This is a genomic window from Bacteroides sp. AM23-12 (genome assembly GCF_003434395.1).
Taxonomy (GTDB): Bacteria; Bacteroidota; Bacteroidia; order Bacteroidales; family Bacteroidaceae; genus Bacteroides; species Bacteroides thetaiotaomicron.
On sequence record NZ_QTLF01000006.1, the window covers coordinates 86,711 to 101,571 of the forward strand.

Here is a 14,861-nt window from a genome sequence, read left to right on the forward strand (position 1 = left end):
TGTTACTGAGTTGATAGTGGTGCCACCAGGAATCGAACCGGGGACACAAGGATTTTCAGTCCTTTGCTCTACCAACTGAGCTATGGCACCGTAAGGCTAATTCAACTCAGTTGTTTCTCTTTTGCGGTTGCAAAGGTAGTTAAAGTTTTGGATTCTGCAAGGCTTCTATAAATAAAAAACACTGATAAAAAGCTACTTTGCTTATTATCAGTGTTGTATGGAATGAAATATTTTTCAGTATATAACTGAGAAAATCTATTTATCTTCTTTTAGCGGATTCCATCCCTGAGCCTTCAATTCAAATTCTTGTCCGTCACGGGTAATCAATGCGCAACCGAGTTCGGGTTTGGTGATATGCCCGATGAGGCGGATTCCCTCCATCTGTGATACTTTCTCATGATCGGCGATGGGGACAGTGAAAAGCAATTCATAATCTTCACCGCCATTCATGGCACAAGTGGTCAGGTTCATGTTGAATTCTTCTGCCATGACAGCCGTCTGATAGTCAATAGGAATATGTTCCTCATAGACACGGCATCCCGTATTACTTTGTTTGCAGATATGCATTAATTCGGACGACAGACCATCGGAGATGTCCATCATGGATGTGGGGACAATATTGGCAGCCGCCAGTTTTTCGATGATATCTTTACGGGCTTCCGGTTTCAACTGGCGTTCCAGTAAGTATTCTTTGCCGGTGAAGTCCGGTTGGATATCTTTTTCACCCTTCAGTACTGTTTTCTCACGTTCCAGGAGTTGCAGACCCATATAGGCAGCGCCCAAGTCACCGCTGACACAGATTAAGTCAGTGTCTTTGGCTCCGTTGCGGTAGACCACTTTGTCTTTATCGGCATCTCCGATACAGGTGATGCTGATGGCAAGTCCCGTAAGAGAAGAGGATGTATCGCCTCCGATAATGTCAACATGATACTGTTGGCATGCCAGACGAATGCCTGAATAAAGCTCTTCCATGTCCTCTACGCTGAAGCGTTTGGAAAGAGCGAGCGATACGGTGATCTGCCGGGGCGTACCGTTCATTGCATAGATATCGGAGAAATTGACTACGGCCGATTTATATCCCAGATGTTTCAGAGGGACATAAGTCAGGTCGAAATGAACACCTTCCATTAATAAGTCGGTTGTTACTAATAGTTGTTTCTCCGAAGGGTAGGAGAGGACGGCGGCATCATCACCCACTCCGTATTTGGTTGATTCGTTTTCTGGTTTAATTCCCTCGGTGAGGCGGTCGATCAGACCGAACTCGCCGAGAGTTGCTATTTCAGTTCGCATAAATAGAGTTTAGTATTAAGCACGGTTGATAAGTTCACGCATGATAGTGGTCATTTTAGGTTGAGCTGCGTCCGCTGCCTTCTGAACTTCTTCATGCGATACTTCTACAATTTTTCCTTCTACTCCCAAGTCAGTGATGACGGAGATTCCGAATACCTTGATTCCGCAGTGGTTGGCTACGATCACTTCGGGAACGGTAGACATACCGACTGCATCGGCACCCAGAATGTGGAATAGTTTATATTCAGCAGGAGTCTCGAAAGTAGGGCCTTGCGTACCGATATAAATTCCATGTTGTACCTTAATGCCTTTTTCCTGAGCAATCTCGTCAGCTTTACGAATCAGTTCCTTATCATATGCTTCGCTCATATCCGGGAAGCGTGGACCATAAGGAATATTCTTGCCACGAAGCGGATGTTCGGGGAAGTAGTTGATATGATCGGTGATAATCATCAGGTCACCGATTTCAAAAGCTTCGTTTGTACCACCGCTGGCGTTGGATACAAACAATGTTTTGATACCCAGCTCACGCATTACACGTACAGGGAAAGTCACTTCCTTCATGGAATAACCTTCATAATAATGAAAACGCCCTTGCATTGCCATGATGTCTTTGTTGCCCAACTTGCCGAAAATCAGTTTACCGCTATGACCTTCGACAGTAGACACTGGGAAGTTAGGAATATCCGAATACTTTATTTCATACTTCTCGGTGATCTCGTCTGCCAAACTGCCAAGTCCGGTGCCAAGGATGATGGCTGTTTCAGGACTGGTGTGCATTTTCCCTTTCAGAAAAGCTGCTGTTTCTTGTATTTTCTCTAACATAGCCAATAATGTGTTGGTTAAATTTATCTTGTTGATTTTGTAATATCTCAATCTCAATCGGCAAGGCGTAAATAAACGGTTTCAGTTCCTCGCTCAATGCCGGATGATGAATCAGGCGGGTTGCATCTTTCTCGGTGGTGACAATCAGTTTATGTTCACCTTTCAGTTTTCCGAATCGTTCCTTGATCTGTTGTATGTCCCGATGACTGAAATGATGATGGTCGTCGAATGAAAGCGAATCAATCTGATCGGTATACATTTTCAACTCTTCGAGAATAGGCGCAGGTGATGCAATGCCCGTTACCAGCAAAATATCCGTATTCGTTAAAGCACTCAGCGGTAACTCATTCACTGTAGAATCAATCTCTGAATTTGCTGATGGAAATACCGGTTGCAGATTTCCATAACGAAACGATGAGAAGTATAACTGCTGATAAGGATAAAGGTTCAGTCGTTTTGTGATAATATTATAGTCAATCGGCTTAATATCCTGCGGACACTTTGTGACAATGACGATTTGTGCCCGGTTTTTACCGTTGACAGACTCGCGCAGACGACCTGCCGGAAGTAAAGTATCGTCGCAGAAGAGGCGGTGATAATCCGTCAGCAGGATGCTTAGTCCCGGCTTGACGTAACGGTGCTGGAAAGCATCATCCAGCAATACAACTTCAATGGACGGTTCTTTGATGGATAGTAATTGTTCTATGCCATGGCAGCGGTTCTCATCGACAGCTAGTGTGACAGACGGGAACTTGGTATGCATCTGGTAAGGCTCGTCACCGATGCTGCGTGCAGTACTTTGGGGAGTGGCAAGCACATATCCTCGGCTATGCCTTTTATATCCCCGGCTTAATACTGCCACATGATAGTTATCACGAAGCAGCTTTATCAGATATTCGGTGTGCGGCGTCTTTCCCGTGCCGCCTACAGACAGGTTGCCGATGCAGATGACAGGAACACCAAAACTCTTTGACCGGAGGAATCCCCAGTCAAAGAGTTTGTTTCTTACTGTTACCACTGCCCCGTAAATCCATGAGACAGGGTAAAGCCACTTATGTATCTTGATAAAGTGTTCGTCCATGCAGTACAGTTTACTTGATATTTAGTTCAAACGGAATGCGTGCCTGAATCATGGAACGCTCTTTTAAATTTTTCAGCATACCGAATTGTTGATAATACTCTCCTAACTTGTTTTTCAATATTTGTGATTCCACATAATTAGTGGGTTTCGTATTGAGCAGTGAAGAAAGGAGGTCTTGTTTTGCCGGATAAGAAACAACTGTATATCCTTCGATTCCTGCTTTCCTGACAGCAATCTCCAAAGCTGTATCAATACCTCCGAGTACGTCTACCAGTCCAAGTTCTTTAGCAGCTTCTCCTGTCCATACACGACCTTCAGCTATTTTCTCAATGGCCTCTTTGCTCATATGGCGCCCCTCAGCGCAGCGATTGACGAATGTATCATAACCTTGGGTAATCATCATCTGCATCAGTGTCTTCTCATCCTGATTGAAAGGACGCATGATATTTCCAAAATCTGAAAATTTATTTGTTTTTACCACATCGTAGGTCAAACCGATCTTTTCTGATAATTCCTTAACATTCGGTACCATACCGAAAATTCCGATGGATCCCGTCAATGTAGTCGGCTCTGCAACGATTGTATCGGCTACACAAGAGATATAATAACCACCTGATGCGGCATAATCACCCATAGAAACAATTACTGGTTTCTCTGTTTTCAGTTCTTTCACGGCATGCCAGATTTGTTCGGATGCAAAAGCACTTCCACCCGGTGAATTAACACGGAGAACGACAGCTTTTACATCCTCGTCATCTTTTAGCTTACGCAAGTCACGAATAACTTTTGTGCCTACAATTCCCTCTTCAGAAGTTGAAGAACCGCTGTAATCTGTGATTTCTCCGGAGGCATAATAGACCGCTACGATGTTACCGCTTTTATCTTTCGGCATGTTTTTTTTCACATTGATCATATCACTCAACCCTAGCACCGGAAGGCGGTCATCTTCTTTCAAGTCCACCCACTGTTTAAGATAATTGCGAACATCATTGCGGTAAATCAATGTGTCCGCCAAGCCACATTGCACACTTTCCTCTGCCGGATAAAACATCAGCATACGGTCAGCTAAAGCATTCAGTGAATCTACGGGGAGGCTGCGGGAAGCAGATACCCCTTCGGTAACCTGTCCCCAGATCGAGTTGATAAAAGCTGTCACCTGTTCACGATTGGCAGGACTCATTTCTGTAGAAATAAACGGTTCTACGGCGGATTTATAAGTACCTACTTTAAATATCTGCATTTCTACCCCGATCTTTTGCAGTAAGTCTTTATAAAACAGAGGAGCGGAAGCGATGCCTTTCCACTCAATCATTCCTTTCGGATTGAGCAATACCTTGTCCGCTACACTGGAAAGATAATAAAGTCCTTGTGTATAGCTATCTCCGTAGGCTATGATGAACTTTCCGCTTTCTTTAAAGTCGAGCAATGCGTTACGGATTTCCTGCAAAGATGCATACGAAGTTCCGAGCATACTTGCCTGCAGATAAATTCCTTTGATATTTTCATTTTCTTTTGCTTTTTTGATGGAAGAAAGAATATCGTCCAGCCCGTATGTATTGGAGTCGTCGCTGAACAACTGTGATAAGATACCTAACGGACTCTCCTGAGTGCGTTCGACTAATACACCGTTCAGGTCGAGCATCATCACAGAATTCTTTTTCACTATTGTTTCTGTATCCGCGGTTGATACAATGCCGAACAATGTTACCATGCCGATAATAAATAATACAATGCTTGACAGGATGATACCGGTCACAGTGGCGAGCGTAAATTTCAAGAAATCTTTCATTATACTATTGTTTTTTTGAGTCAGCTTGTTTTAAAGCTAACAAAGATAAATAATTGAGTTGATATTTATTCAATAAGTCGTGCGAATTTTTGTTTTGTCACAATGAATCAGGTTTATTTGCTTTTAGAATGCTGCCCGGAACAGGGTAGATATAAATTTTGAATGATCGGACTTGGGGACCATTTTTCTATTGTATTTTAGTGTAGCATTGAGAATTATTCTCTAAATTTGTAGCATTAACTTAACATTATGATTATCATGAAAAGAAAATCCCCTGTGATGGCCGTTGCTTTGGCGGGACTGTTTATGTACACTTCCTGTTCTCCGACGGAGCAAGCGGAAACGAAAGATTACACTCAGTATGTGAATACCTTTATTGGTGCTGCTGACAATGGGCATACATTCCCCGGAGCTTGCTATCCTTTCGGAATGATACAGACCAGTCCGGTGACGGGTGCAGTAGGTTGGAGATATTGTTCGGAATATACTTATCAGGACTCTCTGATCTGGGGCTTCACTCAGACTCATCTGAACGGAACCGGATGTATGGATTTGGGGGATATTCTGGTGATGCCGGTTACCGGTACCCGTGCCCGTGCATGGGATGCTTACCGCAGCCATTTCCCGAAAGACAAGGAAGCTGCTACTCCGGGATATTATACAGTCGAATTATCCGATCCGCAGGTAAAGGCGGAACTGACTGCTTCTATCCATGCAGCTCTTCATCGTTATACATATCATAAAGCGGATTCAGCTTCTCTGCTGATTGACTTGCAGCACGGACCTGCCTGGAGAGAAGAACAATATCATTCACAAGTGAATAGTTGCGAAGTGAACTGGGAAGATGCTCAGACGCTGACCGGACACGTGAATAACACGGTCTGGGTTGATCAGGACTACTTCTTTGTGATGAAGTTTAATCGTCCGGTAATAGATTCGCTTTACCTTCCGATGGGAGAAACTGAGAAAGGAAAGCGAATCATTGCTACTTTCGACTTGAAGCCGGGAGATGAACTGATGATGAAGGTGGCCCTTTCGACTACCAGCGTAGAGGGAGCAAAGAAGAACTTGCAGGCTGAAATACCAGACTGGAACTTTGACGGTGTGAAGCTGGCTGCCCATGACGAATGGAACAGCTATCTGAGTCGCATTGACGTAGAGGGTACGGATGATGAAAAGACGAATTTCTATACTTGTTTCTATCACGCACTGATTCAGCCTAACCAGATTTCAGACGTAGACGGTATGTATCGTAATGCTGCCGATTCGATTGTGAAGGCCGGAACAGGAACATTCTATTCAACCTTCTCTTTATGGGATACTTATCGTGCCGCTCATCCATTCTATACATTAATGGTTCCCGAACGTGTGGATGGTTTTGTTAATTCATTGATAGAACAAGGTGAAGTACAAGGCTTCCTGCCTATTTGGGCATTGTGGGGAAAAGAAAACTTCTGTATGATCGGCAATCATGGTGTATCTGTTATTGCTGAAGCCTACCGAAAAGGTTTCCGTGGTTTTGATGCGGAACGTGCTTTCAATATGGTGAAGAAGACACAGACTGTATCTCATCCGTTGAAGTCCGACTGGGAAGTGTATACGAAATACGGATATTTCCCGACAGATCTGACAAAAGCGGAATCCGTCTCTTCAACTCTGGAATCGGTATATGACGATTATGCGGCAGCTGACATGGCCCGTCGTATGGGAAAAGAAGAAGATGCTGCTTACTTTGCGAAACGTGCAGATTATTATAAGAACTTATTCGATTCACAGACGAATTTTATGCGTCCGCGTAAAGCTGACGGAACCTGGAAATCTCCGTTTAATCCTAGTGATGTAGGACATGCGGAAAGTACAGGCGGTGACTATACGGAAGGAAATGCATGGCAATATACCTGGCATGTGCAACACGATGTTCCCGGTTTGATTGCTCTCTTCGGTGGAGAAGAACCTTTCCTGAACAAGCTGGATTCCCTGTTTACAGTGAAACTGGAAACAACCCAGGCTGATGTGACAGGTTTGATCGGACAGTATGCACATGGTAATGAGCCCAGTCATCATGTTACTTATTTATATGCTTTGGCAGGGCGTCCGGAACGTACACAGGAACTAATCCGTGAAATCTTTGATACTCAATATAAGAACAAGCCTGACGGACTTTGTGGTAATGATGACTGTGGTCAGATGTCCGCATGGTATATGTTCAGTGCAATGGGTTTCTATCCGGTAGATCCGGTAAGCGGTGATTATGTATTCGGAGCTCCTCAGTTACCGAAGATTGTGCTACATCTGGCTGATGGAAAGACCTTTACTGTGATCGCTGAAAACTTATCGAAGGAACATAAATATGTGGATAGTATCACGCTGAATGGCGAACCTTATACAAAGAATACGATTTCTCATGAAGATATTCTGAAAGGTGGTACACTCGTATATAAGATGAAATAGACTGTATACAGAGTAGTATAAAGAAGATCCCTCCAAAGTTTTTTTCTTTGGAGGGATTTTTGGCTTTATATGCTTTAAATTCGAATAATTCTCTAAATTTGTGCTATTAATCTGACTGGTACATTCATGGAGAATACTGAAACTTTAATAGTGGAACAACTGAAGATAGGCAATGAAAATGCTTATCGTTACATATATGATCATCACTATGCCCTGCTCTGTTATGTTGCCAATGGTTATCTAAAAGATCAGTTCCTTTCCGAAACCATTGTAGGAGATACTATCTTTCATTTATGGGAGATACGTGAGACTTTGGATATTTCAGTCTCTATCCGTAGTTACCTGCTGAGAGCTGTCCGTAATCGTTGCATTAACTATCTTAATTCGGAACGTGAAAAGAGAGAAATAGCATTTTCTGCTCTTATGCCCGATGAGATAACGGATGATAAAATCATACTGTCCGATTCGCATCCGTTAGGTATTTTACTGGAACGTGAACTTGAAAACGAAATATATAAGGCTATCGATAAATTGCCGGACGAATGCCGTCGGGTTTTTGCTAAAAGTCGCTTTGAAGGAAAATCATACGAAGAAATTTCCGGTGAACTGGGAATATCTATTAATACAGTTAAGTATCATATAAAGAATGCTTTAGCTTCTTTACACGCTCATTTGAGTAAGTACCTGATTTCTCTATTACTATTTTTTTTCAGGTAAAGCGAAAAAAAATCATTTTCTGACTACCCTTAATTAAAAAACAACTGTCTCCTTTATAGAAAGCATAAATATGGAAGAAGAAAATAAACATATTGATGAACTGATTGCCAACTATCTGACTGAAGGTCTGGATAAGAACGCTTTAGATGAACTAAAAACATGGATTGCCGCATCGGCTGAAAATCAGCAATATTTTATCCGTCAGCGGGAGATCTGGTTTTCAGCTGTAAGTCGTGAAGCCGCATCTGTCTATGATAAGGATAAAGCGTTTGAGAATTTTAGAAACCGTGTCGAAAGTCAGAAGGAAATTCAGAGCACTTCCCGTCGAGGTTTTAGCCTGTCAGCGTTGTGGCGTTATGCTGCGGTTGTTGCAATCATAATAGCGGTGGGATGTATTTCTTATTGGCAGGGAGAGGTGAATGTGAAAGATACTTTTGCAGATATTTCAGTAGAAGCCCCTTTAGGATCAAAAACAAAACTTTATTTGCCGGATGGCACATTAGTCTGGCTTAATGCCGGTTCACGCATGACATACTCGCAGGGGTTTGGTGTCGATAACCGAAAAGTAGAACTGGAAGGGGAAGGATATTTTGAGGTAAAGCGGAATGAGAAGATTCCCTTTTTCGTAAAGACTAAAGACTTGCAATTACAGGTGTTGGGAACAAAATTCAATTTCCGTGACTATCCGGAAGATCATGAAGTGGTCGTTTCTTTGCTGGAAGGTAAGGTCGGATTGAACAACTTGTTGAGAGAAGAAAAAGAAGCAGTCCTTTCACCTGATGAAAGGGCCGTATTAAATAAGGCGAACGGGCTTTTGACTGTAGAGTCGGTTACCGCATCCAATGCGTCTCAGTGGACGGACGGTTACTTGTTTTTTGATGAAGAACTCTTACCGGATATCGCCAAAGAATTGGAACGTAGCTATAATGTGAAGATTCACATAGCCAATGATTCCTTAAAAACATTCCGCTTCTATGGCAACTTCGTTCGTCGTGAACAAAATATCCAGGAAGTACTGGAAGCACTGGCTTCTACGGAAAAAATGCAATATAAGATTGAAGAACGTAATATAACTATCTACTAACCGGTTACCAGAGATTATAATGCTATGATTGTTTAACCTTAAAAATTGAAAAGTATGAATAAAGAGAAAAATACAGAATAATCTTTAGCTGACAAATAAGGAGAGACAAATAAAAAACCGGAAGATTTCGGACATCTCCCGGCTCCTTGAATCTCTTCTTTCAACAATCATCTAGTGTGAATATGTTTTCAAAAGAGAATGTGCAAAGTTAGCAAAATACATCTCTTTTAAAACGAGTTATTCAAGTTTTAATTAATAATTTGTTTATTTTATGAATTACAGGAAGAAGGCCATATTAATGGTCATGGCTCTGTTTTGCCTTAACATAGCAATACTAGCCCAGGCTGTTTCATTGAAAATGGATAACGTTTCAGTGAAAGAAGCAATGACCCAGTTGAAGAATAAAAGCGGATATTCTTTCGTTTATAAAGTCGGAGATCTGGATACAAAGAAGATTATAACTGTAAAGGCGAAAGAGCTGAATGAGGCTATCGATCAGATATTGTACGGACAAGACGTTGTCTATGAAGTGAAAGGGAAGAATGTAATTGTTCAGAAAGGACAAGCCAGGCAGAAAACCTCAAAGGATGGTAAAAAACGTAAGATCACAGGTGTGGTGAACGATGTTAACGGCGAGCCTATTATCGGTGTTACCATCAAGGAGAAAGGGACAACTAACGGAACGGTATCGGATATAAATGCGAAGTTTACGTTGGAAGTATCGCCGGGAGCGGTATTGGAACTATCTTACATCGGTTATCAGCCTCTGGAAGTGAAAGTTGGAAATCAGACAGATTTATCCATCGTTTTGTATGAAAAGCAAGAATTGCTGGATGAAGTTGTGGTAGTGGGATACGGTACAATGAAGAAAAGTGACTTGAATGCTTCGATTGTTTCTGTAAAGTCTGAGAAACTCAATAAAGCAGCTTCACCGAACTTCTCTGAAATGTTGATGGGACGTGCGGCAGGACTTACTGTAAAACAGGGGAGTGCACAGCCCGGTGGTGGTATTGAAGTTCTGATTCGGGGTGCGGCTTCTACCGGTGCGGGGAATGATCCGCTGTATGTGGTCGATGGTTTCCCCATAGTGAATGCCGGTGTCAATCCGGGAAGCGGTAATCAGTGGACGGCAGGAAGCAACAGCCCTTTGAGCAGTATTAACCCTAACGATATCGAATCCATAGAGATTTTGAAGGACGCTTCGGCAACTGCCATTTATGGTGCGCGGGGTGCTAATGGAGTTGTTCTGATTACGACAAAAAGAGGTACTCAGGATACGAAAGTAGAGTATAACATGAATATGTCGTTTCAGACTATAAATAAACGACCGGAATTATTGACGGCCGGAGAGTTAATGACTACTCAGAACAGTTACTATAAAGAACAGTATTTAATGCAGAATCTGGTATATCCTTATGGGAATACAGATCCGGGTGCTGTCAGCCCTTATGTGCCTATGTACACGGATGAAGAAATAGCAAAAGCCGGAAAAGGGACCAACTGGTATGATATGATTACCCGTACAGGTCTTATCCAGCAACATAACCTCACAGTGACTTATGGTAATGAAAAAAAGATGAGATCATTGATTTCGCTGAACTACTTCGATCAGAAAGGAGTGGTGAAAACATCCGGTTATAAACGCTATAGCTTCCGTTATAATCTGGACCATAAAATAACGAAATGGTGGGATTATGGTATTTCTGCCACAGCCTCTTATGTAGTCGATCAGAATGCGACACTGGGGGGAGGATATGACAGTACGGCAGGTATTATTGAATCGGCGTTAAGTTATAGTCCGACAGTGAAGGCGGAACGAGACCCGACGACCGGCAAATGGATGGAAGATCCTAAGCAGGCATTGCTCAATCATCCTTTGTCTTATCTCGACATTGAGGATGAGACAAAGACCAAGCGTTTTCTGGCAACAGCATTCACTAATTTCTATTTTATAAAAGATGTGTTCTGGTTGAAACTGTCTGCCGGTGCGGATATCCGCGACGGGTCCCGCCATAGCTACTATCCGATGACTACGAAATATGGAAGTAGTGTGAATGGAGATGCGAATATCAATTCCGCCAACCGTGAAGACTATGTGGCAGATATGGTTTTCAATTTTCAGAAGACTTTCAAGGAGAGACATAAACTTCTTGCATTACTGGGATATTCGTATCAGGTGCAGAATGATGACGGAGCGTATGCACGTGCTATGGGATTTATGTCTGATGCGTTGATGTATTATAAACTACAGGCAGGTGAAACGCGTCCGGTGGTCAGTTCTTATAAAAATAAACACGTGTTGGCTTCTTATTTTGGTCGTGCCCAATACTCTTTCAAAGACAAGTATCTGTTTACTTTTACTGCCCGTATCGATGGTAGCGACCGTTTTGGAAAGAACAACCGTTATGCTTTCTTTCCTTCGGGAGCATTTGCGTGGAGAATGAATCAGGAAGATTTTCTGAAAGATGTCAACTGGCTCTCCGATGCCAAGTTGCGTGTCAGCATGGGACAGGTGGGTAATGAAAATCTGCCTAACGATGCTGCTTCCGAGTACTTTGCCTTTGACGGCAGAAATTATTATCTGGGAGATACAGAAAAGAGAGGAGTAAATCTGGGAAAGTTCGGTAATCCTGATTTAAAGTGGGAAACGACTACAGAAGTTAACTTCGGACTGGATTTCGGTTTCTTCCGGAATCGTATCAATGGTAGTGTAGATGTTTTCTTTAAAGAGGTAAAAGACCTGCTGAGCTGGCGTTCGCTGCCGCATACAGCTGTCACTACCGGTATATGGTCCAACATTGGAAAAACAAAAAGTACCGGTTTTGAACTGACGCTGAATACAGTGAACCTGGAAGGACCGTTACATTGGGAATCGACATTGACGTATACTTCCTATCGTGACAGATGGAAAGAACGTGATCCGAAAGTAATTCTGGCTCCTTATGTCAAAGAAAACGATCCGGTAAGTGCTATCTATACGCTGATTCCGGACGGTATAAAGCAGGCGGGTGAAGATACGCCGGCTATGCCGGACTTGTTACCGGGACAGCGCAAATATAAAGATGTGAACGGACTCGACGAGGAAGGGAATCTGACAGGAAAGCCTGATGGGAAAATAGATCAGGCAGATGTCGTATATCTGGGGACACGTGCACCGAAGTTTACTATGGGATTTTCGAATGATTTCCGGTACAAAGGATTTGATCTGAATATCTATCTTTATGCTTCGGTTGGCGGATACTCCTATCCTTACACTCAGGTAGAACACGGGGTGTATGGTGGAAACGGCATCCAGAGGCTGAAAGACAATAATAACTTTTTGGCGGATATAAAAAATCGTTGGACTTCCGACAACATGAGTTCTGCTATGCCTAGTGGCGAAGTGAACAGCTATGATAGCTACGGTGCTCCGAACTGGGAGAAGAATACATATTTACGTCTGAAGAACGTAACGTTGGGATATGATTTGAGCAGACTGTTTAAAGCTGATAAGTTGAAAGTAAGATTTTACTTTTCCGGTCAGAATCTGCTGACGTTTACCGGATATAAAGGACTCGATCCGGAAGTTGAAAACGACCGGGCGTCATATCCTCAACAGAAGACTTTTTCATTTGGACTTGATGTGAAATTTTAAACTGGAATGTCATGAAGAAATTAGCTAAAAAACTATTATTACTATTTATAAGCATTCAGTTTGTAGCCTGTGAGGGGAGCTTGGAACCTCACTTGTATGGAGTTGTAGATACTGGGAATGCGTTTAATACTCCTGCAGACCTTTCGGCTGCAACGGTTGCCCTTTATTATGAATTACGCCAAAAAGGCTGGGGACCTTATTTGTTTTGTGATGGAAGTTCTTTTGTAATGGATGAAGTTTCAACCGAAGAATGGACTACCAAGTGGTCATGGGTTGCTTTTCTGAATGGTTCGTGGACGGATGCTGACCAGATGGTGAAAGGATTCTATAACTGGACTGCCCCTAATATCACCCGTTGCACTTATACGATAGCGAAGATGGAAGAGTCTCCGGTAGCTCAGTCGGTGAAAGACTTGTATATTGCGGAGGTCCGGGCGCTCAGAGCCTTTTTCATGTTCGATTTATATCGGCTTTATGGTCCTATGCCAATGATTCTGGAAGCCGACCAGGCAATCAATCCGGACCCGGATTATAAACCTTACAGACCTACGTCTGAAGAAGTCGGAACTTTCCTGACGACAGAACTACGTGCTGCTGCCGACGCACTTCCGGTAGAACAAGCTGAATACGGACGTATCACAAAGGGAGCTGCCCTGCATTATTTACTGAAATATTATATGCATGAAAAGCAGTGGCAGAATGCTCTCGAAACGGCAAATGAGATTATCGGTCTGAATTACTATGAACTGGAGAAGGATTATGCAAGTATATTTTCAGCTCAGAACGAAGGTAATAAAGAACTGATGTTTGTTGTGAGAGCTGAACCACTGGCAGATTATGGTAATCATACATATGCAAATATTTTGCCGGGTGACTACGCTTCACCTTATGGAAACATCGTAGAAGGATGGTCCGGACACCGGATGCCGTGGGAATTCTATGATACGTTTGATGAAAATGACCGGCGAAGAGCTTTGGCACAGGCCGAATATACATCAAAGTCCGGTGCTACAGTTGATTTGAGAGCCAGTGGTGATGTAGGTGCTTTGCCTTTGAAATATGGGATTGATCCTGAAGCTACAGGCACATGGGCAGGCAATGACAAGGTACTCGACCGATATGCAGAAGTGTTGTTATTTAAGGCGGAAGCATTGAATGAACTGAATGGTCCTAATCAAGGGAGTGTCGATCTGATTAATGATATCCGGAAACGTGCTTTTGGCTTTGGCACCTCGCTGCCTGCAATACCCGTTTTTAAAGAGAGCTTTGACGGAGAGTTTGTTGACAATGTTATAGGGATATTCTCGATGAATAACTACGATCAGGCCGGTGGATCTGCCTGGAAGTATGATGTGGATAAAAACAACACGTTGAATAACGGAAACAGCTTACATGTGGAAGTTGAATCTTCGGGTACAGAATTCTGGACTTTGCAGATGCGAACAGAACCTTTGGTTGCAAAAGGGCGTAAGTATTCAATAAAGATGAAGCTGAAAGCCTCGAAAGACATTCAGTTTGAAATACGCGTTGAAGGACCATTGAGCCACATGGAATCCATCTCTTTGAAAGCAGGCGAAGTAAAGGAATTCTCCACACAGACAGGTAAAGCTACGGAAGATCAAAATTGTGCTCTGTTCCTTGCTTTGGGAAATTCCGGAAGCGGATATGAACTTTGGATTGATGAAATCGAGTTTACAGCAATGGAACAGGCTGCTGATGGTGGAGACGCTATCATAAAGCAATTATCCGATTTCCCGGATAAGGAGTCGTTGAGAGACTGGATTCTGAAAGAAAGAGGCTGGGAGTTCTGGTATGAAGGAAAGCGCAGGGAAGATTTGATCCGGATGGGGAAATATGTAGAAACCGGTAAGAAGTATAGTACTAATTTCTCAGAGAAGAATCTTTTGTTCCCGATTCCTACATCGGTTATTATTGAAAATTCTCATATCGAGCAGAATCCTCATTATTGATCTTGAACAATTTATTTATC

Annotated in this window: 9 protein-coding genes and 1 tRNA gene; 5 read left to right on the forward strand and 5 right to left on the reverse strand. The window is 42.7% G+C overall.

The annotated features are described in order from the left end of the window. Window positions 1–17 precede the first annotated feature (17 nt). The 5 genes from DW640_RS08170 to sppA form a co-directional block, all read right to left on the reverse strand. Window positions 18–90: transfer RNA gene (locus DW640_RS08170), tRNA-Phe, on the reverse strand. Window positions 91–255: 165 nt separating this feature from the next. Beyond that, a complete protein-coding gene (gene thiL / locus DW640_RS08175; RefSeq protein ID WP_008761224.1) occupies window positions 256–1,290 on the reverse strand; it encodes a thiamine-phosphate kinase in 1,035 nt (344 codons plus the stop codon). A 15-nt stretch (window positions 1,291–1,305) separates the two neighbouring features. Beyond that, the gene (locus DW640_RS08180) at window positions 1,306–2,115 is read right to left on the reverse strand and encodes a purine-nucleoside phosphorylase (protein ID WP_008761225.1); all 810 of its coding nucleotides are present in this window, start codon (window positions 2,113–2,115) and stop codon (window positions 1,306–1,308) included. Then, on the reverse strand, window positions 2,054–3,196 hold the full coding sequence (gene lpxK, locus DW640_RS08185) for a tetraacyldisaccharide 4'-kinase (protein ID WP_055301199.1): 1,143 nt from the start codon (window positions 3,194–3,196) through the stop codon (window positions 2,054–2,056). The genes DW640_RS08180 and lpxK overlap by 62 nt, the downstream gene beginning before the upstream one ends. Before the next feature lie 10 nt (window positions 3,197–3,206). Further along, on the reverse strand, window positions 3,207–4,985 hold the full coding sequence (sppA, locus tag DW640_RS08190; RefSeq protein ID WP_117577813.1) for a signal peptide peptidase SppA: 1,779 nt from the start codon (window positions 4,983–4,985) through the stop codon (window positions 3,207–3,209). A gap of 258 nt (window positions 4,986–5,243) precedes the next feature. Between sppA and DW640_RS08195 the strand changes: the two genes are divergently transcribed. The 5 genes from DW640_RS08195 (at window position 5,244) to DW640_RS08220 (ending at window position 14,841) form a co-directional block, all read left to right on the forward strand. Continuing rightward, window positions 5,244–7,436 carry a GH92 family glycosyl hydrolase gene (locus DW640_RS08195; RefSeq protein WP_048696997.1) on the forward strand — a complete coding sequence of 731 codons (2,193 nt, stop codon included), beginning with the start codon at window positions 5,244–5,246 and terminating at the stop codon, window positions 7,434–7,436. Between the two features lie 126 nt (window positions 7,437–7,562). Further along, window positions 7,563–8,153, forward strand: a complete 591-nt coding sequence (locus DW640_RS08200) for an RNA polymerase sigma-70 factor (RefSeq protein ID WP_008765464.1) — start codon at window positions 7,563–7,565, stop codon at window positions 8,151–8,153. A gap of 70 nt (window positions 8,154–8,223) precedes the next feature. Further along, window positions 8,224–9,237 carry a FecR family protein gene (locus DW640_RS08205; RefSeq protein ID WP_008765463.1) on the forward strand — a complete coding sequence of 338 codons (1,014 nt, stop codon included), beginning with the start codon at window positions 8,224–8,226 and terminating at the stop codon, window positions 9,235–9,237. A gap of 271 nt (window positions 9,238–9,508) precedes the next feature. Next, the gene (locus DW640_RS08215) at window positions 9,509–12,871 is read left to right on the forward strand and encodes a TonB-dependent receptor (protein WP_117577815.1); all 3,363 of its coding nucleotides are present in this window, start codon (window positions 9,509–9,511) and stop codon (window positions 12,869–12,871) included. 11 nt (window positions 12,872–12,882) lie between these two features. Then, window positions 12,883–14,841, forward strand: coding sequence for a RagB/SusD family nutrient uptake outer membrane protein (locus DW640_RS08220; protein ID WP_008765461.1), 1,959 nt, complete (start codon window positions 12,883–12,885; stop codon window positions 14,839–14,841). The last annotated feature ends 20 nt before the right edge of the window (window positions 14,842–14,861 follow it).

Excerpts from the sequence above, each read along its gene's own strand:
- thiL (WP_008761224.1), bottom strand. The coding sequence starts at position 1,290 with ATGCGAACTGAAATAGCAACTCTCGGCGAGTTCGGTCTGATCGACCGC.
- DW640_RS08180 (WP_008761225.1), bottom strand. The coding sequence starts at position 2,115 with ATGTTAGAGAAAATACAAGAAACAGCAGCTTTTCTGAAAGGGAAAATG.
- lpxK (WP_055301199.1), bottom strand. The coding sequence starts at position 3,196 with ATGGACGAACACTTTATCAAGATACATAAGTGGCTTTACCCTGTCTCA.
- sppA (WP_117577813.1), bottom strand. The coding sequence starts at position 4,985 with ATGAAAGATTTCTTGAAATTTACGCTCGCCACTGTGACCGGTATCATC.
- DW640_RS08195 (WP_048696997.1), top strand. The coding sequence starts at position 5,244 with ATGAAAAGAAAATCCCCTGTGATGGCCGTTGCTTTGGCGGGACTGTTT.
- DW640_RS08200 (WP_008765464.1), top strand. The coding sequence starts at position 7,563 with ATGGAGAATACTGAAACTTTAATAGTGGAACAACTGAAGATAGGCAAT.
- DW640_RS08205 (WP_008765463.1), top strand. The coding sequence starts at position 8,224 with ATGGAAGAAGAAAATAAACATATTGATGAACTGATTGCCAACTATCTG.
- DW640_RS08215 (WP_117577815.1), top strand. The coding sequence starts at position 9,509 with ATGAATTACAGGAAGAAGGCCATATTAATGGTCATGGCTCTGTTTTGC.
- DW640_RS08220 (WP_008765461.1), top strand. The coding sequence starts at position 12,883 with ATGAAGAAATTAGCTAAAAAACTATTATTACTATTTATAAGCATTCAG.